17 protein-coding genes and 1 pseudogene are annotated in these 20,492 nt (G+C 41.0%); 10 read left to right on the top strand and 8 right to left on the bottom strand.

From position 1 onward, the window contains the following. Window positions 1-8 precede the first annotated feature (8 nt). The 3 genes from MKI85_RS00525 to hemE all read right to left on the bottom strand — a co-directional run bounded on the left by MKI85_RS00525 (window position 9) and on the right by hemE (window position 2,513). On the bottom strand, window positions 9-479 hold the full coding sequence (locus MKI85_RS00525; protein ID WP_241623961.1) for a DUF3015 family protein: 471 nt from the start codon (window positions 477-479) through the stop codon (window positions 9-11). Between the two features lie 142 nt (window positions 480-621). Further along, window positions 622-1,416 carry a DUF817 family protein gene (locus tag MKI85_RS00520; RefSeq protein ID WP_241624420.1) on the bottom strand — a complete coding sequence of 265 codons (795 nt, stop codon included), beginning with the start codon at window positions 1,414-1,416 and terminating at the stop codon, window positions 622-624. A 26-nt stretch (window positions 1,417-1,442) separates the two neighbouring features. Beyond that, window positions 1,443-2,513 carry a uroporphyrinogen decarboxylase gene (gene hemE, locus MKI85_RS00515; RefSeq protein WP_241623959.1) on the bottom strand — a complete coding sequence of 357 codons (1,071 nt, stop codon included), beginning with the start codon at window positions 2,511-2,513 and terminating at the stop codon, window positions 1,443-1,445. 202 nt (window positions 2,514-2,715) lie between these two features. On the opposite strand from hemE, the gene MKI85_RS00510 reads away from it, so the two are divergent. Next, the gene (locus MKI85_RS00510) at window positions 2,716-3,987 is read left to right on the top strand and encodes a L,D-transpeptidase family protein (RefSeq protein WP_241623957.1); all 1,272 of its coding nucleotides are present in this window, start codon (window positions 2,716-2,718) and stop codon (window positions 3,985-3,987) included. A 170-nt stretch (window positions 3,988-4,157) separates the two neighbouring features. After that, window positions 4,158-4,847, top strand: a complete 690-nt coding sequence (locus MKI85_RS00505) for a pirin family protein (protein WP_241623955.1) — start codon at window positions 4,158-4,160, stop codon at window positions 4,845-4,847. 630 nt (window positions 4,848-5,477) lie between these two features. On the opposite strand, the gene MKI85_RS00500 is transcribed toward MKI85_RS00505, so the two are convergent. The 3 genes from MKI85_RS00500 to MKI85_RS00490 all read right to left on the bottom strand — a co-directional run bounded on the left by MKI85_RS00500 (window position 5,478) and on the right by MKI85_RS00490 (window position 9,172). After that, window positions 5,478-6,935: a capsule assembly Wzi family protein gene (locus MKI85_RS00500; protein ID WP_241623953.1), complete on the bottom strand. Its 1,458-nt coding sequence runs from the start codon at window positions 6,933-6,935 to the stop codon at window positions 5,478-5,480. Window positions 6,936-7,076: 141 nt separating this feature from the next. Beyond that, window positions 7,077-8,603, bottom strand: coding sequence for a lysine--tRNA ligase (lysS, locus tag MKI85_RS00495; RefSeq protein ID WP_241623951.1), 1,527 nt, complete (start codon window positions 8,601-8,603; stop codon window positions 7,077-7,079). Between the two features lie 128 nt (window positions 8,604-8,731). Then, entirely contained in the window at window positions 8,732-9,172 is a 441-nt protein-coding gene (locus MKI85_RS00490; protein WP_241623949.1) for an SRPBCC family protein, read from the bottom strand. A 304-nt stretch (window positions 9,173-9,476) separates the two neighbouring features. Between MKI85_RS00490 and MKI85_RS00485 the strand changes: the two are divergent. Next, a pseudogene (locus MKI85_RS00485) lies at window positions 9,477-9,981 on the top strand (YqiA/YcfP family alpha/beta fold hydrolase). A 57-nt stretch (window positions 9,982-10,038) separates the two neighbouring features. Here the strand turns inward: MKI85_RS00485 and MKI85_RS00480 are convergent. Continuing rightward, the gene (locus MKI85_RS00480; protein ID WP_241623947.1) at window positions 10,039-10,584 is read right to left on the bottom strand and encodes an adenine phosphoribosyltransferase; all 546 of its coding nucleotides are present in this window, start codon (window positions 10,582-10,584) and stop codon (window positions 10,039-10,041) included. Window positions 10,585-11,062: 478 nt separating this feature from the next. Between MKI85_RS00480 and rubA the strand changes: the two genes are divergently transcribed. The 7 genes from rubA (at window position 11,063) to pgaD (ending at window position 18,406) form a co-directional block, all read left to right on the top strand. Next, window positions 11,063-11,227 (top strand): rubredoxin RubA, encoded by a 165-nt coding sequence (gene rubA, locus MKI85_RS00475; RefSeq protein WP_100241419.1) that lies wholly within the window; start codon window positions 11,063-11,065, stop codon window positions 11,225-11,227. Window positions 11,228-11,285: 58 nt separating this feature from the next. Then, a complete protein-coding gene (locus MKI85_RS00470) occupies window positions 11,286-12,464 on the top strand; it encodes an NAD(P)/FAD-dependent oxidoreductase (RefSeq protein ID WP_241623945.1) in 1,179 nt (392 codons plus the stop codon). 58 nt (window positions 12,465-12,522) lie between these two features. Continuing rightward, window positions 12,523-13,461, top strand: coding sequence for an esterase EstB (gene estB / locus MKI85_RS00465; RefSeq protein ID WP_241623943.1), 939 nt, complete (start codon window positions 12,523-12,525; stop codon window positions 13,459-13,461). A gap of 13 nt (window positions 13,462-13,474) precedes the next feature. Then, window positions 13,475-14,374, top strand: a complete 900-nt coding sequence (oxyR, locus tag MKI85_RS00460) for a LysR family transcriptional regulator OxyR (RefSeq protein WP_241623941.1) — start codon at window positions 13,475-13,477, stop codon at window positions 14,372-14,374. Between the two features lie 309 nt (window positions 14,375-14,683). Continuing rightward, window positions 14,684-16,678: a poly-beta-1,6-N-acetyl-D-glucosamine N-deacetylase PgaB gene (gene pgaB / locus MKI85_RS00455; RefSeq protein ID WP_241623938.1), complete on the top strand. Its 1,995-nt coding sequence runs from the start codon at window positions 14,684-14,686 to the stop codon at window positions 16,676-16,678. A 12-nt stretch (window positions 16,679-16,690) separates the two neighbouring features. Beyond that, a complete protein-coding gene (pgaC, locus tag MKI85_RS00450; protein WP_413350628.1) occupies window positions 16,691-17,953 on the top strand; it encodes a poly-beta-1,6-N-acetyl-D-glucosamine synthase in 1,263 nt (420 codons plus the stop codon). A 27-nt stretch (window positions 17,954-17,980) separates the two neighbouring features. Then, on the top strand, window positions 17,981-18,406 hold the full coding sequence (gene pgaD, locus MKI85_RS00445) for a poly-beta-1,6-N-acetyl-D-glucosamine biosynthesis protein PgaD (protein ID WP_241623934.1): 426 nt from the start codon (window positions 17,981-17,983) through the stop codon (window positions 18,404-18,406). A 370-nt stretch (window positions 18,407-18,776) separates the two neighbouring features. On the opposite strand, the gene MKI85_RS00440 is transcribed toward pgaD, so the two are convergent. Further along, window positions 18,777-20,399: an inorganic phosphate transporter gene (locus MKI85_RS00440; RefSeq protein WP_241623932.1), complete on the bottom strand. Its 1,623-nt coding sequence runs from the start codon at window positions 20,397-20,399 to the stop codon at window positions 18,777-18,779. Between the last annotated feature and the right edge of the window lie 93 nt (window positions 20,400-20,492).

Genomic DNA, 20,492 nt, shown 5'->3' with positions numbered 1-20,492 from the left:
AGAATCAATTAGACGTAAGCTTTGAGAACTTCATCTTTCGCCATTACAGCTTGTAAAGAAGTTAAAACTTTGTAGGAATCTTTATTCTCTGTAGAGTAAATTTCTGCAAAGTTTTGCTTAGATACTGCAAAGAAATGCGCTTTATCTTCTGCTTTGATATTCATTAACTCAGCCAATACGTTCAAGCTCTCACCTTGACCAACAGCCATATCACGTGCAAGTGATTCTGCATTTTCATTAGTGAAAGTGACAACCTGTGCAGTTACTGTACCAGAACCGCTACAACCTAAAGTACCAAACGTAATCCCGAATAATTGGTTAGCAAATAGACCGTTTGTTGTCGCAGCAAGTAATTTTGCCACTTTACCTGATTGACCAGCCCAAATCTCAGAACCAATACCACAACCCGCATCGTTATCTGCAAATGCTGCTGTAGAACCTATTGCCAATACTGCTGCTAACGCTACTTTTTTTAACATTGCACTTCTCCAGAATTTTTCTCTGAGTGTTCTAATTATTTACATGTAATGATGGATTACACAAACTTAGATTATCCGTATATCTCTAATAACGCAAAACAATTTATACTAAAGTTATAAAATTCGTTTTAAGCAACTGAAATCAATCATTATTTAGCTTCCAACAGCCGTGTAAATCCCGTGTTCCAAGTATTTTCAGCACCAGAACTAAACTTAACAATAACAACAGATACCACGAACCTAATTTGCCCCAACCCACCATATGCCAAGCATCCACCTGACTTGGATATAACCAGATTTTATAAAAGGTACTGACGTTTTCAGCAATCCAGATAATAAAAGCCAATAACCATAAAATCGGTAACATCGGCAGTTGAATAATGTGATGTTGCAACTCAAAACGAATTTTGGTTTTCCAGAACATCACCACACTCCAACCAAACAATACATAGCGGATATCAGGAATAAAGAATTTGCTCATGAAGTTAATATAAGACAATACAGCTAAAACCAGCATATGGCTAAATTGAGGTAGTGCATCAAACGACACATTATATAAACGTAACGAACGTGCAAAAAAACTGCCTACTGCGGAGTACATAAAGCCTGCAAATAAAGGCACTGTCCACAATTTAAAAATGGCGGGTTGCGGATATTGCCAAGATGCAATCGCAGGATGCGTGAGAAAGATTTCCATGCCCATCGCCATGATATGGAAAAGCGCGATCACTCTAGCTTCAGCCCACGACTCCAATTTTAAATACAACAAACAACATTGAATAATTAGCGCATAAAACAATAAATAGTCATAACGATAAAAACCAAAATGCTGTTCATAGCCTAATGGTGCCGTTACTACAAAAGCCATTAACAATAAAATTCCAAATAAGGCAGCCGAAGCTGCCTTAGAGGAAAATTCAAAACAAGATTGAGTGATGCGTAACACAGTAAAACTCAGCCCTGTTATAAATACTTAGCGCTGTATTCATGTACTGTGTCAATAAACACTTTTGGATGATCTGGATTTACCCATTGGGTAATGCCATGCCCTAAATTCGCGACATAACCCGTTTTCTCACCGTTGGCATAAGCTTCATCCAGCATGGTTTCTGTCGCCTTTTGAATGGTTTGTGATGAGCCATATAAGGTCGCAGGGTCTAAGTTACCTTGCAAGGCAGCACGTCCATTTACAACACGTCGAGCAGTTGAAAGTGGTGTAGTCCAATCCAAACCAAAGGCATCAGCGCCTGTAGCCACCATCGGCTCTAACCATTGACCACCACCTTTGGTAAATAAAATCACGGGGATTTTACGACCATCTTTTTCACGTTTTAAACCACAAACAATTTTATGCATGTAATTTAAAGAGAACTCTATATATTCACGATGGGCTAATGCACCGCCCCAACTGTCAAAAATCTGAACAGCTTGTGCACCCGCATCAATTTGCGCATTTAAATAATCAATTACAGCAATTGCTAGACGATCAAGCAAGGCATGCAATACTTCTGGTTGCGCATACATCATTTGCTTAGTGAAACGAAAATCTTTACTTGAACCACCCTCAACCATATAAGTTGCCAGCGTCCATGGACTGCCCGAAAAGCCGATCAAAGGCACTTGTCCACCTAAGGCTGAACGAATCGTCGAGACGGCATTCATAACATAATCCAAATCAGATTTTGCATTAAATGCTGGCAAATTCATGACATCTTGTTCAGTACGAACAGTTTTGTGGAATTTTGGACCTTCACCTTCTTCAAAATACAGCCCTAAGCCCAGTGCATCTGGAACTGTTAAAATATCTGAAAATAGAATTGCTGCATCCAAGTCATAACGGCGTAATGGTTGCAAAGTTACTTCACAGGCAAATTCTGTATTTTTACATAAAGAAAGGAAGTCGCCCGCCTTGGCACGTGTTTGACGATACTCTGGTAAATAGCGCCCTGCCTGACGCATCATCCAAACAGGTGTAGTATCAACAGGCTCACGCAATAAGGCACGCAGAAAACGATCATTTTTTAAGGTCGCCATTGACTTTCCTAACTTAATTTAATCTTTGCGACATCATAACAAAAAGGACTAAATTTTAATAACTTCTCGCACAATTAAAATGCAATGTTCTTCACTTAGAATCGCACATTTACACAAAACAAATACTGCATCTACCCATTTTTTCTGCAATACTTGCGTCGTTTGTCACTTAGTAAATGAATAATTCTTAAGGTTGAATTACATGTTCGTTCGCACGCTACTCGCCATGAGTTTAAGTTGCATTTTTGCTGGCACAGCTTTTGCCACAGCTACTACTGCTGAACAACCATTAAATCCCAAAGTCGTTGCCAATACTGCCGTAGAAGATCCAATTAATCCTCTTGCGATAGGCTCTGCTTCTTCAGCTCAAGATATCAATGCTGATGCGCAAATTACGCCTCAAGAACAACAGGATTTAAATAAAGCTTCGCAAACCTTGCAAAATCTTCAACAAACTGAAGATAACACTGCAGATATTGGTGCAGCACCTGCAAGCGCACCAGTTGCTACTAGCTCAACAGCTTCAAGTACAACAACTGCAGCTTCAACTTCTTCACCTGCTGCCAAAGCATCTTGGACGCTTGATGGCTTAAACAATGCAGCTTGGTATGACAATATTGGCAAAGGTCAATTTCCTGTCTATGCACGTACTCAGGTGATGCTGAACAACGCACATGCTTCGCCAGGTGCAATTGATGGTACCAGTGGTAAGAACACCTTAAAAGCACTTGCTACTTTCCAACAAATGAATGGTTTAAAACCAACAGGCACCTTAACCCAAGAAACTTGGGATGCCTTAAATGCTAAACAAGGTAATCGACCAGCATTTGTAGAATACACCATTACAAATGCAGACCTTCAAGGTCCATATGCTGACTCAATTCCTCGTGACTATGCTCTACAAGCCAAAATGAAAGGTTTGTACTATACCCGTGTCACTGAAATGCTGGGTGAAAAATTCCACATGGATGAAGATTTCTTGAAGAAACTGAATCCTAAAGCAACTTTTAAAAAAGCAGGTGAAAAAATCATTGTGACCAATATTCGCAATGAATTACCTGAAGACATTCATTTAATTGTGGCGCACAAAGGTGCAAAACAACTGTACCTATTTAATAGCCGTAATCAAATGATTGCATCTTTCCCTGCGACGATTGGTAGCTCAGACACCCCATCACCAACGGGAACCTATAAAGTGACAGGTGTGGCACCAAATCCATGGTACAGCTATTCGCCAAGTAACTTCGTTCAAGGTAAAAACTTAAAACCGCTGTCTTTACCACCAGGTCCGAATGGTCCAGTGGGTAATATCTGGATTGGTTTAAGCAAAAAATCTTTTGGTATTCACGGTACACCAAACCCGTCTGCAATTTCTAAAACTGCATCACACGGTTGTATCCGTTTAACCAACTGGGATGCCAATGATTTAGGTAAAAAAGTACGTTCTGGCGTAACAGTTAAATTCCTTGAGTGATTCTTTAATCCTCTATCCCAAAAGCCTGCTTCTGCAGGCTTTTTTATGCCAATAATTTTATTCACCCATTTGTTGCAAATATAGAATGATTTGTCGCCTTAATGATATTTAACCTTTAACAATGAAACACTATGATGAACTCAAGCATAAATTTAAACAGGATAACGGTCATGCAAAGTTATTTACATCGTAGTGAAGATCGCGGTCATGTCAAAGCAGGATGGCTAGAATCCAAGCACAGTTTTTCATTCGGGAGTTGGTACAATCCTAAATACATGGGCGTGAGTGTATTACGCGTTATTAACGATGACTTGATCGCAGCCCACAATGGTTTTGGCACGCACCCACACGACAATATGGAAATTTTGACCTGCGTACTTGAAGGCACGATTTCCCATAAAGACAGTATGGGCAATGAGCGTCATATTTCTGCGGGCGAATGGCAATTGATGAGTGCGGGTACAGGCGTACAACATAGTGAAATCAATCAGGGAGATATTCCTGTACACATGTTGCAAATCTGGATCCACCCTGATGTCCGCAATGCTGAACCTAACTACCAGCAAATCCAGTGTGATCCTAAGCTACAACCGAATCAATGGCATGTGATTGCAGGTCCAGATGAGCATGCTGCGATGCACATTCGTCAGCAAGCAGAAGTCAAAACTGCTTTTTTGCAAACGGCTCATAACTTGGTGATCAAAGCCAAACAGAAATTGAATTATGTCCATGTGATTTCAGGTGAAATCGAAATCTCAGGTGAAAAATTACAAGCAGGCGATGCGCTAGCATTTGCTGAAGAAACTGAGCTTAAAGCCTTAAAGGACAGTCAGTTTATCTGGTTTGATTTACCAATTTAATGTTGTTCTATCCCGTGTTTCGACACGGGATAAATTTCTAGATTATGCCTAGGTTAAACAACTTCTTTTTATAAAATTAGACTTTCTCGGTCTCATCCAAAGATCCGCGCTGATCAGCGAAATAACTAAACGATAGACTCTCCCCTTCAGAATCTCTGTTTTGGATAGCGAGAAAATATAATCCCGCTTCATCATTCGCCATGTGACTGAACATATCCATCAACAAAACTCATTACTGATTTTACAAGAACCTTTCTGGGAAGTTGGAACCGCTTATCATTTATTTGCTCAACATGAATGAAATGGGAATCAAATTAGGTATAGTTCGATATTTGAGCGAATACAGACTCGCTGAGTATGCTTGTCGAAATTACCCACAACTGTCCAAACCGAGAATATGAAATAACAATACGTAACCTCATAAATTGAGGAATTCCTACTCAAAGAGATAGACACAATAGAGCACTAGGTATTTATTAAATTGCAATCAAAATCAGGTCTATTGCTAAGTCAGTACAATCGATTAAACAGTTTATTGTTGAACATAAATTATCGATAAAAGTCAGAATACAACTTGCCATTCATACATAAAAAAACCTCACAGTCGTGAGGTTTTTTTAACTTCAAAAATTAATAACCCCAAGCTTTTGGATCTAATGGTAAATCTACTGCAACAGAAAGACCTGCATCATCACCATGTACATCAGAATCACTCACCCAACCATTGAATTTCAAAGGAATATCTGGGCGAATATAATGTGACCACGTCAGATCCAATGCTTTCACTTCATCTTTCTCAGGGAATGCCTGATTAATATCCAAATTTGACTGATTCACTTTTGCGAACAATACACGACCAGAGACACGATTCATACGATCAAAACGGATATTACCGCCAACAGAATACATTTCTCCATCCCCGCCCATCGCATGACCTAGTGGGAAACCATGCTGGTAATAACCATCGGTATATTGATGATGGTTATATGTGATACCTTTGACATCACCATTGGTACGGGTATCTGCCCATTCTGTATACAGTTGAAATGGCATATTTTTAAAGTTTGAAGAATAATCTACACCAGCCAAATACATTTTTTTAGATGGTAAACCACCTGCTTCATCTTCACCAATATATTGTCCATACAGGCTTAATGGGGTATTCAACCACTGATTTAAATTTAAACGAGCATCAAAACCCGCGAGTTGATTCGAAGCATTCCCTTCACCAATACAACCACTTTCATTACATTCATTATCTTTACCAATGAATGCATTCCAATACGCTTTTAAGCTATCTGGCTGCCCTTCACCGCCAATTTGGATCATACGAGATGCACCTAATTCCAAATAAGGCAAGGGTTGTGCTGTTAAACGCAAGCCGATGAGTTTTGCATCTGGAATCGCATCATAATCATCAAGTTGTCCCGCAAAGGCTTGATATTGCCAAGGCCCAATCCAAGACAACCACTTCGTCTCAAATGCACTTTGGTCTGCACGCTGCATGGTCAAACCATACACAGGACGACTTGCATCACCACGAATAAGGCTACCGTCATGACCTGGCCCCCAATAGGTCGGCATTTGCCCAGCAATCAGCCATTGATTCCAAAGTTTACCCGCCAAATATGATCCCTCAACATTGACATCATGCCCACTATCAATCAAAGGATCTTTTTCTGCATTAATTCGTAATTTAGCATCCCAGTTTGCTCCGCCAGCATTTAATTCTAGAGCACCGACATACTGCGCTTTATTACTTTCAGCAAAGGCTTGCGGAAACTGCTTTGCATCCGTTGCAGCATATAAGCTCACTTTTGCCATATGATTATCTGCTTTCAAACTAGCCAGAACCGAATCCAGCACCTTTTGTTGTGCTGGTTGGCTAACACGTGCTTGAGATAAAGCTCGTTGAATTTCATCGCCACTCATTGGCCATGTAGAAGTACTGATTTGAATGACACCTTGTTGATTTAACCAATTCAAATCTGAACGTAAATCTTCATTATTCACGACAATCCCTTGCGCAAAACCCGATGACGCCGACAACATAAACAACGCCGAAACTAAAGATTTTTTTAAATACATTATCGTGACTTTCTCGTTACTTAATTCTGCTGACTACCATATTTTCTTTGATATAAGATTGCAACCTGAGTAATGATTTTTGTTGTTAATTGCAAAGAAAAACCCGCATGAAGCGGGTTTTTACTGATGTCAAATCAAGACTTAATCTTTACGGCGCATATGTGGGAATAAAATCACATCACGAATACTTGGTGCATCAGCAAATAACATCACCAAACGGTCAATACCAATCCCTTCACCCGCAGTTGGAGGTAAACCATATTCTAACGCTTCAACGAATTCTGCATCGTAATGCATCGCTTCATCATCACCCGCATCTTTTTCTTCAACTTGCGCTTGGAAACGCTCAGCTTGGTCAATCGGGTCATTTAACTCGGAGAAACCATTTGCCAATTCACGACCACCAATAAAGAACTCAAAACGGTCTGTAATGTGTGGATTATGATCATTACGACGTGCTAAAGGTGAAGTTTCAGCAGGATATTCGGTAATAAAGGTTGGTTGACGTAGTTTTGTCTCAACCGTTTCTTCGAACACGATAGTTTGCAATTTACCTAAGCCAAAGCCTGGTTTAACTTCTTCTTTCAATACTTCTTTGGTAAATTTCGCCAAGAATTCGCGATCATTGACATTTTCAGGCGTAAACTCAGGGTTGTTTTCCAAGATCGCATCAAACATGGAAATTTTCTTGAACGGACCTTTAAAGCTGAACACTTCGCCTTGATATGGTACATCTGTGGTACCTAAAATATCCAAAGCCAATTTTTCCAGCATATTTTCAGTTAATGCCATCAAGTCTTTGTAATCTGCATAGGCTTGATAGAATTCAATCATGGTGAATTCTGGGTTATGACGTGTTGAAACACCTTCATTACGGAAGTTACGGTTAATTTCGAACACCCGCTCAAAACCACCCACCACCAAACGCTTTAAATAAAGTTCTGGCGCAATACGCAAGAACAATGGCATATCTAAAGCATTATGATGTGTTTCAAATGGACGCGCAGAAGCACCACCAGGAATCACATGCATCATTGGCGTTTCAACTTCCATGAAACGTTCGTTGTTTAAAAATGTACGAATACCCGCAACGACTTTGGCACGAATCTCAAACGTCTTACGCGTTTCTTCATTCACGATAAGGTCAAGATAGCGCTTACGGTATTTTACTTCCGTATCATTCAGACCATGGAACTTATCTGGCAGTGGACGTAAAGATTTGGTCAGTAATTCAAAATGTTGAATATGTACATACAAGTCACCCTTACCTGAACGACCAATATAACCCTCAACTGCAATAATATCGCCAAGGTCAAGACCTTTAATCGTTGCTAAAGTTGCTTCGTCTAATTCTTTACGTGCAACATAAAGCTGAATACGCCCCGTCATGTCCTGAATCACCATAAATGATCCACGGTTTAACATGACACGACCAGCAACTTTTACATAAACATGTTCAGCCGCTTCAATCTGTTCTTTCGATTGATCTTGGAATTGTTCTTGTAAATCTTGCGCATAATGTTCGCGCTTAAATGAATTTGGCCACGGGCTAACGCCCGTTTGTTTGGCTTGTTCTTCAATTTGCTTTAATTTGGCATGACGCTGTGCAATTAAATCGTTTTCGGAAATAGGTTGTTCTGAAGTCGATTGAGCGTTGTTTTGCGTCATCTCTGCCTCGAAAAAATTACTAAAAAATGAAGTGCAATAGCATAGCAGATTCCTTCATAAATTCGTACGATTTCTCACAAACAAATATATGACCCACAATTTTGCATTTTACGGGTGATCAGTTATAGCTATTGTTCTGCCAATTCTTTCACCCGTTTTAATCCATGCTCAAAGGCTTGCTCCATCATATCTTGATAAGCCTCAGTTGTTTCCAATTCTACTGTCAGCACGGTTTTTCCATCGACTTCTTCCAATGTATATTGTTCTAATGCCCCCTGCCATTCTAGCACTTCAGGACTACTGACATCTTCCACTCCACCTTGTAACAACCCCTGATATTGAAAAATCACTGAATGATTCGGGATATAAACCAAAATCGTGGTGATCAGCCCATCGCCACTATGATCCAGAAATAAAGTTCTACCGCCTACAGTCCAATCGGACTCAATTTTCGATCCCTCTGCAAAATAAATTGTCCATTCTGTATAAGTGTCTGGTGACCAAAGAATATTCCATATTTTTTCAGGACTTGCATCAATAGTGATGTGATAACGTAGATGCTCTACCATTTTATTGTTCTCCTTATGAATTCCTTCTTCCAAACTACTGAATATTTTGCAAGCGCAGTAAAATAAATCGTTAGAAATTATTTAAAAAATTCCGTTCCCAATTCACTCATTTCCATACATGTTATTGTTTTATTTATTGTTCACTTAAAACTATGCTTTTTACAACTCAAAAAAATCTTAGACCAAATGCTTAGATCAAAGCCGCCTGAAGATTCGTACAATAAAAAAAGTTTGAAATAGTTGAAAGTGAACGTTTTTAATTCGTTCTATCTTTGCGAAAAGAGACCGTATGAACGCGATAACAATGAATATAGATCAATCGAAAATTCTTTTTTTGCATGGACTAGACTCATCTAAAGAATCAACCAAGTTCCATGCAATTGATTCTGCTAAAAAATACTGTATTGATGTAGATTATAGAAATCTGAACTACGCGACTGTTGCCGAGTTTTATAAAAATGCCTTATCTACCAATTAAACCGAACTTATTGATTGGTCATAGTTTGGGCGGATATTGGGCACTGAAAATGTCTTTGCAACACCGTATACCCTGCATCATCGCCAACCCAAGTTTAATGCCTGATTTTAGGGAAGATTATCCTGCCATAACCGAACAAGATTTAGAGCATGATATTCCGCAAATTGCGTATATTGAACTTGGAGATGAAGTATTAGATATGTACGCCACCACGGCTTTTTTAGAACCGTTTATGCAAGTCGATGCGGTTGAAGGTGGACATCATCGACTGGCAGCACCTGAACATCTCAATCAATTGATTCATTATATGGAACAGACCTTTATTTTTTAGTGGAAATAAAAAAGCCAATCAGTTCGCACTAATTGGCTTTTTTAAAATATTACTAAATTAAGCGACAGCAGTTTCTACAGGCTTTGAACTTTCTTCTAGCACAGTCCAAACCTTAAAGCCTAAATCTGTATGTAATGTAGGCAGATCTAAAAAGATACTCGCACCCAATACTTGATGATGACATTTATCCATCAATTGCTTCACAGCTTTCAGCGTACCACCTGTCGCAAGGACATCATCCACAATAATCACTTTTTGCGGCTGAATATCTGCAGCAATCTCTAAACGGTCTACACCATACTCTAGGCTATAACCCACACCTACCACTGGTGGTGGTAATTTACCTGCCTTACGTACCAATAACAGCCCTTTGTTTAAACGCTGTGCCAATAGGCTTGCCAGTACAAAGCCACGCGCTTCTACTGCCACAAAACTTTCGACTTCAGCCAACTGCTCTTCTGGAATACTGGCAATCAATGCATCGGCTAATGGACCGATATTGCTCATGAACAACGGTGTTAAATCATAGAAACAAATCCCATGTTTAGGGAAATTTTGGACAGTACGAATGTGCGACCACAATACAGCAGACAAATTTTTCATGGGAGAGAATTAAGTACAAAAGGAATAGGAGAATTTTACCGTGTATTCAACTTTCAGGATAGATAATCGCCAGACTTTCAGGTGAGGATATTTTTAGACTAATTTTACAAATAATTGAATTATATAAATAATTTTTATATAAAATATTAACTATAGACTTATATGATTCTAATATAGCAATTTATTGTTTTTATATCTGCTCGACTTTAGTCGGATAAAACTTCAAACCGTCCGTTTTTATAGCGCAATTCAAGTTTGCCTAACAAAAATTCAAAGCCATGTTTAAATTGATAAGTTTTGTCCTACTTAGCTATTCAGATTCAGGATTCTCTAATTAAAATCCGATATTTGCTTTACATTCGTCCTAGAACTGCGTAAAAATTTAGGCGAAAATAACGCTAGCAATTAGATCATTAGAGCCATGCGGTATATGAGTTATTGCTGATCTAAATTGACCCGATCAGAATTGGAGAATCAGATGAAAAAGTATCAATGCATCGTTTGTGGATGGATTTACGACGAAGCAGAAGGCTGGCCACAAGACGGTATCGTTGCAGGCACGAAATGGGAAGATATTCCTGATGACTGGACTTGCCCTGATTGTGGTGTTTCTAAAGCCGACTTTGAAATGATTGAAATTTAATAATAACTAAAAGACCCACTTAGCGGTCTTTTTTTACAGCTTATTTTGGGAGAAAGAAATGCAGCCTATCGTTATCATTGGTTCAGGCATGGCTGGCTATACTGTGGCACGTGAATTCCGCAAACTCAATGCAGAACAAGAACTAATTATGATTACTGCGGATGAAGCCAGTAATTATGCAAAGCCAACCTTATCAAATGCATTAACAGGCAAAAAATCTCCTGAACAAATTGCGCTTGGCGATGCTGAGAAAATGAGTGCACAACTGAATATGCGTATTGAAACGCATACTTGGGTGAAAGAAATCCGTAGTGAGCAACATCAACTCATTTTAGAAAAAGATGGTCAAACCAGTACTTTAGACTACGCCAAACTGATTCTCGCCGTGGGTGCAAACCCAATTCGCCTCGCGATTGCAGGTGATGGCAGTGATGATATTCATGTGGTCAACTCTTTAAATGACTACAAACTGTTCCGTGAAAATCTTGATAAACGTCAAGACAAACGTGTAGTGATTTTAGGCGCAGGATTAATTGGTTGTGAGTTTGCCAATGATTTGCAGCATACAGGTCATTTCGCCACAGTCATAGACTTGGCTACCCAACCTTTAGGACGTCTACTCCCAGCACACATCGCTTCAGCCTTCCAAGAGAATCTGGAAGAAACAGGCATTCATTTTGTTTTAGGCACGACAGTAGAGAAAGTATCTAAAGTCGACAATGGCGACTATCTGGTCACTTTAGCCAATGGGCAAACCGTGGTTGCAGATATCGTGCTTTCTGCAATTGGTTTACAACCGAATATCAGTTTGGCTAAGACAGGTAATATTCACACCAGTCGTGGTGTACTCACCAATAGCCATTTGGAAACCAATCAAGCGGATATTTATGCCGTAGGTGACTGTGCTGAAGTGAACGGTACACTACTGCCTTATGTCATGCCAATTATGCAACAAGCTCGCGCATTAGCTAAAACCTTAAATGGTGAGCAGACTCCAGTACATTACCCTGCGATGCCTGTAGCAGTAAAAACACCTGCGGCACCGCTCACAGTGCTGCCTGCACCGATTGATGCAGAGGTCAATTGGGAAACTGAAGAGTTTGATGATGGCATGTTGGCTAAAGCATTTGACAGCACAGGCACACTGCGTGGTTTTGTGCTTTTAGGTGCTACAGCTGCGAAACAACGTTTAGCATTGACTAAGTTGGTTCCAGACTTGATTCCTGTATCAGTTTAAGTTCAATATATAGAGGACGTTCACATTTTTGAATGTCCTCTTTAGGGGAGAAAGAAGAATGAATAGCGCATTACAATTCAAAAATTCACCTTATACCCCGTTTATGCATGAAACCAAGGTAGACTTGGGGAATGGTATTGAATTACACGTCGAAGTCGGCGGAGAAGCAGATCACCCGACCATCTTATTGATTATGGGCTTAGGTGCTCAACTATTATTTTGGCCCGATTTCTTTTGTAAAACCCTGATTGATCATGGTTATCGTGTAGTGCGATACGATAATCGTGATATCGGGCTATCTTCTAAAATTCGCCATCAAGGTCCACGCCTAAATACTATTAAATTGATGGGCCGTTTTGCTCTGGGTTTAGAAAATCAAGGCGCACCGTATAATTTACACGATATGGCAGATGATGCCGCACTGTTAATTGAACGCATGGGACTGGAAAATGTCTTTGTGCTGGGTGCATCCATGGGTGGAATGATTGCACAAATTTTAGCAGCAAAAAATCCTGATAAAGTCAGCAAATTGGGATTGGTGTTCACCAGTAACAATCAACCATTGCTCCCTCCACCATTTCCGAAACAACTGTTTAGCCTAATAGGTCAACCTGAATCGAATGACGAGGAAGGAATTATCAATCATAGCCTAAAAGTCTTTAATATTATTGGTTCGCCTGGTTATATCAATCAACTGGAAACCATGCAAACTGCCCGCAAATTATATCAACGAAGTTATTACCCAGCGGGTGTACTTCAACAGTTTTTAGCAATATTATGTACAGGCTCCTTGCTACATCTGGATAAGCAGATTCAACAACCCACCCTTGTGGTTCATGGTTCGCGTGATCGTTTACTCCCACCGAGTCATGGTAAAGCTGTTGCAAAAGCAATTACAGGCGCTAAGTTTGAATTAATTGATGGAATGGGGCATGATATCCCTCCGCATTTCATTCCTCATCTTAGCGGATTATTTGCTCATCACTTTAAATCTTAAACATTAGGACACTATGGCTGCATTACCATCCCTGAGACAGCTGTCATACCTTGTAACGCTGTCTGAAACGTTGCACTTCACTGAAGCGGCGCGTCGTTCATTCGTGACCCAATCGACCTTGTCGGGTGGGATCATGGAACTTGAACGCTTATTGGGTGGCGTACTCGTTGAACGAGATCGCCAAAATGTACGTTTAACTCCACTTGGCGAACAAGTCGTCGCCCGAGCCCGTGTTCTACTTGCTGATGCTCAGGACTTAATGCGTTTAAGTCGTGAAATGAGTGAGCCTTTGACTGGTGACTTGCATTTAGGTGTGATTCCAACAATTGCACCGTTTATTTTGTCGAAATTGCTGGATGAAGTGCATAAACAACTGCCTAAAATTCAGTTGCATTTGCATGAAGCACAAAGCGAAAAAATTGTTGAAAAACTGGAACATGGCAACTTAGACATGGTGTTGCTGGCGCTGCCATTTGATACCCGTGGACTAAAAGTTTCCGAAATTGCCAAAGAAGACTTGTTCTTGGTGTGCCACAAATCTGACCAACGTTCAGCGCAAGCAGCGACACTGGAAGATTTGGATTTATCGCGTTTGATGTTACTTGAAGAAGGACATTGCTTACGTGATCATGCCTTAAGTGCCTGCCCAATTGGCGAGCGTAAAAATGATCATCGATTAAAGGCAAGTTCATTACCCACATTAATTGAGATGGTATCGGCAAACTTGGGCTTTACCTTATTGCCTGAAATTGCGCTACATACCAATATGCTTAAAGCCAACTCAGACTTGGTGGTGAAACCAATTCAAGATGCACCAAGCCGCACCTTGGCATTAATTACCCGTAAGAGCACACCACTACAAAGTGAATTTGATGTGCTGGTACAAATTCTGCAAAAAATCACCCAAGATTGATTGATTCTATTTAATCTTGGAAAAAGCCCAGTGTAATCACTGGGCTTTTTTCTAATAAACCTATGCAAATAAATTACGATCAAAAAATTCCGTATTCCCCGCATCCGCATTCTACAATTACCGCTGATTGTTATTGTTCTGTATCCATCATTTAAAAATAATATTTTTTAAGAAAACGTTCAGGTTCAGAATTTATAAATGCGCGATGAACAAAAGACCTTAGTCGACTCTCAGAAATAAAAACAATTTTGAGTTTTTGTGATCACTAATCTCCCGTAAAAATTGCATCGTTTTTAAGAAGATATTGCTATGCTTGCTCGCTTCGCATCTCCTTTACTGTCCCTCTCTTTCGGCGTGTTCAGCACACTGGCTGCAACCGTCACTCTAGCAGCAGAACTCCCCAAAGTTGATCCTTCGACCCTAACCATCATTGGCTATCATGAGATTACCGATCAAAAGAATGCCTTAATTCCTGACTATGCGGTGACGCCACAGCAATTTAGCCAACACTTGGATTGGCTTCAAAACAATGGCTTTCACTTTGTGAATGTTGATCAACTCATTCAGGCACATCAAGGCAAATACCGCTTGCCGAGCAAACCTGTATTACTGACGGTAGATGATGGTTATCAATCTTTCTACACCCACGCCTTTCCTATTCTGAAAGCCAAACATATTCCTGTGGTACTTGCCGTGGTGGGTTCTTGGCTCACTCCGAAAGCCAATCAACCTGTACATTTTGGCGATGATGTCATTTCACGTGACAAGATTCTGACTTGGTCAGAACTAAAAGAAATGCAAGACAGCGGCTGGGTCGAAATTGGTAATCATAGTTTTAATTTACATCGCGGTATTAATGCCAATCCACAAGGCAATTCCGAGCCTGCTGCCATTACCCGTAAATATGATGCACAACATCAACGTTATGAAAATGATCAGCAATATACCAGCCGTATTACCCAAGATTTAAAACAGAATAATGCAATACTCCAAGCCCACGGTTTAAAAGCCCCCCGTGTCATGGTCTGGCCTTATGGTCGCTATAACATGCAGGATGTGAAGATTGCCAAACAGTTGGGCATGCCGATTACCATTACCCTAGATGATGGTCCGGATCATGTGCGCGGTTCCTTGCAAACCCTGAACCGCATTTTGATTGAAGGCAATATGAGCACAGCGGATCTGGCACAGGAAATTAAAAATCGTGAAATGAATCTGGGTGATAACAACCGCCCACAAAAAATCATGCATATTGATCTGGACTATGTGTATGACCCCGATCCTAAACAGCAAGAACGTAATCTAGGCATTTTGCTGGATCGCATTCGTGCTATGGGGGTAAATACCGTTTATTTACAAGCATTTTCTGACTCAGATGGTGATGGCTCTGCCAACATGGTGTATTTCCCGAATCGCCATTTACCAATGCGTGCCGATTTGTTTAATCATGTGGCATGGCAGATTCAGACCCGCACTCAAGTCAGTCGTGTCTATGCATGGATGCCATTATTGGCTTGGGAATTACCCAAAACGGATCCCATCAGCAAAGAGGTCGTAGTCACGCAACAAGTCAGTCAAGATCACCTCAATATGGGCTATCTGCGCTTATCGCCTTATTCAGCTCAAGCACGGCAAACCATTCGTGAGATTTACCAAGACTTGGCAAAATCCACCCCATTTAACGGCATTTTATTCCATGACGATACCACCCTATCCGACTATGAAGATGCCAGCCCAAATGCGTTAAAGGCATATGCTGCGCAAGGCTTGCCGACTGATTTAGCACAAATCCGCGCCGATGATGTACTGTTGCAGAAATGGACAGCATATAAAACCAAAACCATCGATGATTTTGCCATGCAGTTAGCGGGTGAAGTCCGTCAATACGAACCTTTTCTACTGACTGCACGCAATCTCTATGCGCAAGTCGCACTGAAGCCGTATGCAGAAAACTGGTATTCACAATCGTTGGAACAATCGCTAAAGCGTTATGACTTCACTGCGATTATGGCCATGTCTTATATGGAACAAGCGCCTGATGCCGACCAGTTTTATCGCGACCTTGTACAGCGGGTTAAAAGCTTTCCGAATGGCATGAAAAAGACCGTTTTTGAATTACAGGCAACCAATTGGAGAACCAGCCAAAAAGTCTCTTCGCAGGAATTGGCATCCACCATTCAATCGCTTTATTCACAAGGTGTTATGCATGTTGGCTACTATCCAGATGATCCGATTCAAGGACATCCCGATCCGAAAGTCATGCATGATGTCTTTGCAACCCAATCTTCTCAATTAGTGCCATAACGGGAGTTGAGCATGTTTCCTGATTTCAATTTGTGGCTGCGTCACGCACTCAACTTTGTGTTTTATTACCCCTTGTTTATGTCTTACCTATGGATGTTAGGCGCACTAATTTTTTATGCCAAAGAACGTAAACAACCCGCTTATCAACAACCTGAAGCACTGAACCACTCTCCCTTGGTTGCGGTATTAATCCCTTGTTTTAATGAGGGAGACAATGCTGAAGAAACCATTAGTCATGCCTTAAAACTCGACTATCCCAATTTTGAAGTGATTGCGATTAATGATGGTAGCTCGGACAATACTGCGGAAGTCCTAAACCGACTGGCGCATCAGCATGAACGTTTACGTGTAGTGCATCTAGCGCAAAATCAAGGCAAAGCCATGGCGTTGCAAGCAGGCAGTCTGGTCACCGAAGCAGAATTTTTGTTGGGAATCGATGGCGATGCCCTGCTGGATCCACATGCCGCAACATGGATGATGCGACATTTTATCGCCAATCCCAAAATTGCTGCCGTGACAGGCAATCCGCGTATTCGTACCCGCTCTACGCTTTTGGGACGAATTCAGGTCGGTGAGTTCTCATCTATTGTCGGCATGATTAAACGTGCACAGCGTAGCTTTGGACGCTTATTTACCGTCTCAGGCGTGATTACTGCTTTCCGTAAAAGTGCGGTTCATCAAGTGGGCTACTGGTCTCCAAACATGTTGACTGAAGACATCGACATCACGTGGAAATTGCAACGTGCAGGTTGGGACATTCAGTTTGAACCGAATGCATTGGTCTGGATTCTCATGCCTGAAACGCTATCCGGACTATGGAAACAACGTCTGCGTTGGGCGATGGGTGGCGCGCAAGTACTCATTAAAAATCTGGATGTCTTCGTTCAACCGAAACTCAACTTTTTATGGCCACTGATGTTAGAGCTTTGCCTGACCTTAGTCTGGTCATACTTGATGTTGTTACTGGCCATTCTATGGGTCATTCATTTGATGTTCCCAATTGCTGCACTCAGCGGAATTAGCTCTCCGTTTCTACCTTATGGCAGTGGAGTCTTACTGGGTGCAACCTGTCTGATTCAGTTTGCTTTAAGCAAATGGATGGATAGTCGCTATGAACCGAACTTAGGTAAAAATTACTATTGGATGATTTGGTATCCGTTTGTGTTCTGGCTGATTACCATCAGTGCCACCATTATGGCTTTTCCAAAAGTGCTATTACGTGGCGAAGATAAACGTGCGCGCTGGGTCAGCCCAGACCGTGGCATTCGTTTATAACACACCTTATTTTTAGAGTATCTTAGAATGAAATCACAACATGATTTAGTGATTGATTTGCGTCATTTATTACCATGGCATAAACGCTATATGTCCAACACCACCACTGCCTTAATGTGGGGTGCTTGGCTGATGCTCTGGCGCCCCTTCTTACTGGTCTGGATTCTCATACAATTACAGAAAAGTACAGCCGTACATCATCTATTAAATGCCCTGAGCATCAGCCTTGAATATGGTGGTTTGGAGCTTATGATGTGTAGTGTGGGCTTATTACTCTGGAGCCGCTTTATGCCGTCTGCGAGTGTTAAAGTTGAGTCAGATGAGCAACCTCTTTCAACCCAGCAATATGCCGATTATTTTGAGCTTAGCAGCCATAAACTTGAACAATCTCGACAGCACAAAATCACTGTGGTGCATCACAATGCACATGGGCAAATTATCGATCTAGAATAACCAAATAAAAATAGCCGCATCACTTTTGTATGAACATTTGACCTCAAGTACCACTTGAGGTCTTTTTTATTTCGATTCAATTGAAGTCTAAACAAGTTATACAACAAGCATTATTTGCTCTTAGCTACAGCCTAGTCATCAACGCTGATCTTGCTGTATCGAAGCACTTAGCACTTCAATTCATCAGCTTCAACTACTCTAGACTTTGAATGTTATATGCAGTGCTCTACCTGTCGAATGCACGTAAATAACTACTCTTGATCCAACAGTAATACAGCATCTTACAATCCAAACCATCGAATCGATGGATTGCACAGGCACAAAAAAAGCGCTGACCATGCAGCGCTTTAATTTCGTTTCTTAAAACAAGTTAAGCAACGAACTGGAGGAATAACCAGTATAAACCACCTGACAAACAAATAGTGGCAGGAAGTGTAAAAATCCATGCCGAAAGAATGGTTTTTACAGTTGCAAAATTGAGACCTGACTTATTGGCAACCATAGTACCTGCAACCGCACTGTTCAGAACGTGTGTAGTCGATACTGGCATACCAAAACCGTCTGCCGCCGCAATGGTCGACATCGCTACAAGCTCCGCTGACATGCCTTGACCATACGTCATGTGGTGCTTACCAATACGTTCACCGACAGTCACTACAATGCGTTTCCAGCCCACCATCGTACCAAGCCCTAGAGCCAGTGCAACAGCGACTTTTACCCAAGTCGGAATGTACTGTAAGAAGCTATCTAAACTACTACGGTACTCTTTCACCACTTTCTGATTTGCTTCAGACATTGCTGGAATTTGATCTGCTTTATCTAAACGCTTAAATGCAGTAGTACTCAAATACATGTCATTACGAATAGAAGAAACTGCAGCTTCAGGAATGTTTTTCAAGTCACCATATTGTGCAACTCGGTCACCCAAATGATCGGTCAAGCTTGCCAAAGCAGGCACCACTTCAGGTGTAATTTCTTTGGTTTGAATGTACGTGGTAATGGTTTGACGTGCTTTTTCATCTGTAATGTCTGCATGCGCAGGATACATTGCCACAGCCGCCTGAGATGACAACTGTTCAAATGACTGGATATGCGCCTGATCAAGGTTCTTATTGAGTGAGTACGCCAATGGTACCAAACCAATCAAGATCAACATGATTAAGCCCATGCCTTTTTGACCATCATTTGAACCATGTGCAAAGCTCACACCTGTACAGGTGAAGATCAGAATGGCACGAATCAAAGGTGGTGGTGGTTTATTGCCTTCTGGTGGCTGGAACAACTCTAGCTGACGCTTGAAGATGGTTTTCACCAACAAGAACACCACTGCCGCAAATGCAAAACCAATTAAAGGAGAAAACAACAGTGCTTTACCCACTTTAATGACTTGGTCCATGTCTACGCCACTGGCACCACTACCTGAGTGTAATAGGTAGTTCATGATACCCACACCTAAAATTGAACCAATTAAAGTGTGTGAACTTGATGCTGGAATACCTAAGAACCACGTACCTAAGTTCCATAAAATGGCAGCAATGAGCATGGCAAATACCATGGCAAAGCCAGCACCTGAACTCACGTTCATGATCAGCTCAACAGGTAACAACGCGATAATGCCGTAAGCAACCGCACCACTAGCAACCATTACCCCAAGGAAATTACAAAAACCAGCCCACATGACCGCAACTGGTGCAGACAAGGCATTGGTATAAATGACTGTCGCAACCGCATTGGCTGTGTCATGGAAACCATTCACAAACTCAAAGCCCAAAGCAATGAGTAATGCCGTCGCTAAAAGAATAACTGAATACAAACTTAACGGTGGTACATGCGACAAGTCAGCAGAGACTTGGAACCCGATATAAATTAGGGTCGCAATGATGACCGTAAAAAACACCGGCATAAAAAATTTCGGTGTTGGAACATGCACGTTCGTCGATTTGTTCGATGCAGAATGCATACGATCTTGGACGGGAGGAATTTTTGAATTCATGCAGACGGTTAAGAGGATAATAAAATCCCCTTATTGTTAAATTAAATTATGACAATTATATGACAAACAGGTGTCATATAAAGCCAAATTTTT

Origin of the sequence: Acinetobacter zhairuonensis (assembly GCF_022601715.1) — a bacterium.
GTDB lineage: Bacteria > Pseudomonadota > Gammaproteobacteria > Pseudomonadales > Moraxellaceae > Acinetobacter.
Note: the sequence above shows the minus strand (reverse complement) of the source record. Positions and strands in the feature narration are given on the sequence as shown.

Excerpts from the sequence above, each read along its gene's own strand:
- MKI85_RS00525 (WP_241623961.1), bottom strand. The coding sequence starts at position 479 with ATGTTAAAAAAAGTAGCGTTAGCAGCAGTATTGGCAATAGGTTCTACA.
- hemE (WP_241623959.1), bottom strand. The coding sequence starts at position 2,513 with ATGGCGACCTTAAAAAATGATCGTTTTCTGCGTGCCTTATTGCGTGAG.
- MKI85_RS00510 (WP_241623957.1), top strand. The coding sequence starts at position 2,716 with ATGTTCGTTCGCACGCTACTCGCCATGAGTTTAAGTTGCATTTTTGCT.
- MKI85_RS00505 (WP_241623955.1), top strand. The coding sequence starts at position 4,158 with ATGCAAAGTTATTTACATCGTAGTGAAGATCGCGGTCATGTCAAAGCA.
- MKI85_RS00500 (WP_241623953.1), bottom strand. The coding sequence starts at position 6,935 with ATGTATTTAAAAAAATCTTTAGTTTCGGCGTTGTTTATGTTGTCGGCG.
- lysS (WP_241623951.1), bottom strand. The coding sequence starts at position 8,603 with ATGACGCAAAACAACGCTCAATCGACTTCAGAACAACCTATTTCCGAA.
- MKI85_RS00490 (WP_241623949.1), bottom strand. The coding sequence starts at position 9,172 with ATGGTAGAGCATCTACGTTATCACATCACTATTGATGCAAGTCCTGAA.
- MKI85_RS00480 (WP_241623947.1), bottom strand. The coding sequence starts at position 10,584 with ATGAAAAATTTGTCTGCTGTATTGTGGTCGCACATTCGTACTGTCCAA.
- rubA (WP_100241419.1), top strand. The coding sequence starts at position 11,063 with ATGAAAAAGTATCAATGCATCGTTTGTGGATGGATTTACGACGAAGCA.
- MKI85_RS00470 (WP_241623945.1), top strand. The coding sequence starts at position 11,286 with ATGCAGCCTATCGTTATCATTGGTTCAGGCATGGCTGGCTATACTGTG.
- estB (WP_241623943.1), top strand. The coding sequence starts at position 12,523 with ATGAATAGCGCATTACAATTCAAAAATTCACCTTATACCCCGTTTATG.
- oxyR (WP_241623941.1), top strand. The coding sequence starts at position 13,475 with ATGGCTGCATTACCATCCCTGAGACAGCTGTCATACCTTGTAACGCTG.
- pgaB (WP_241623938.1), top strand. The coding sequence starts at position 14,684 with ATGCTTGCTCGCTTCGCATCTCCTTTACTGTCCCTCTCTTTCGGCGTG.
- pgaC (WP_413350628.1), top strand. The coding sequence starts at position 16,691 with ATGTTTCCTGATTTCAATTTGTGGCTGCGTCACGCACTCAACTTTGTG.
- pgaD (WP_241623934.1), top strand. The coding sequence starts at position 17,981 with ATGAAATCACAACATGATTTAGTGATTGATTTGCGTCATTTATTACCA.
- MKI85_RS00440 (WP_241623932.1), bottom strand. The coding sequence starts at position 20,399 with ATGAATTCAAAAATTCCTCCCGTCCAAGATCGTATGCATTCTGCATCG.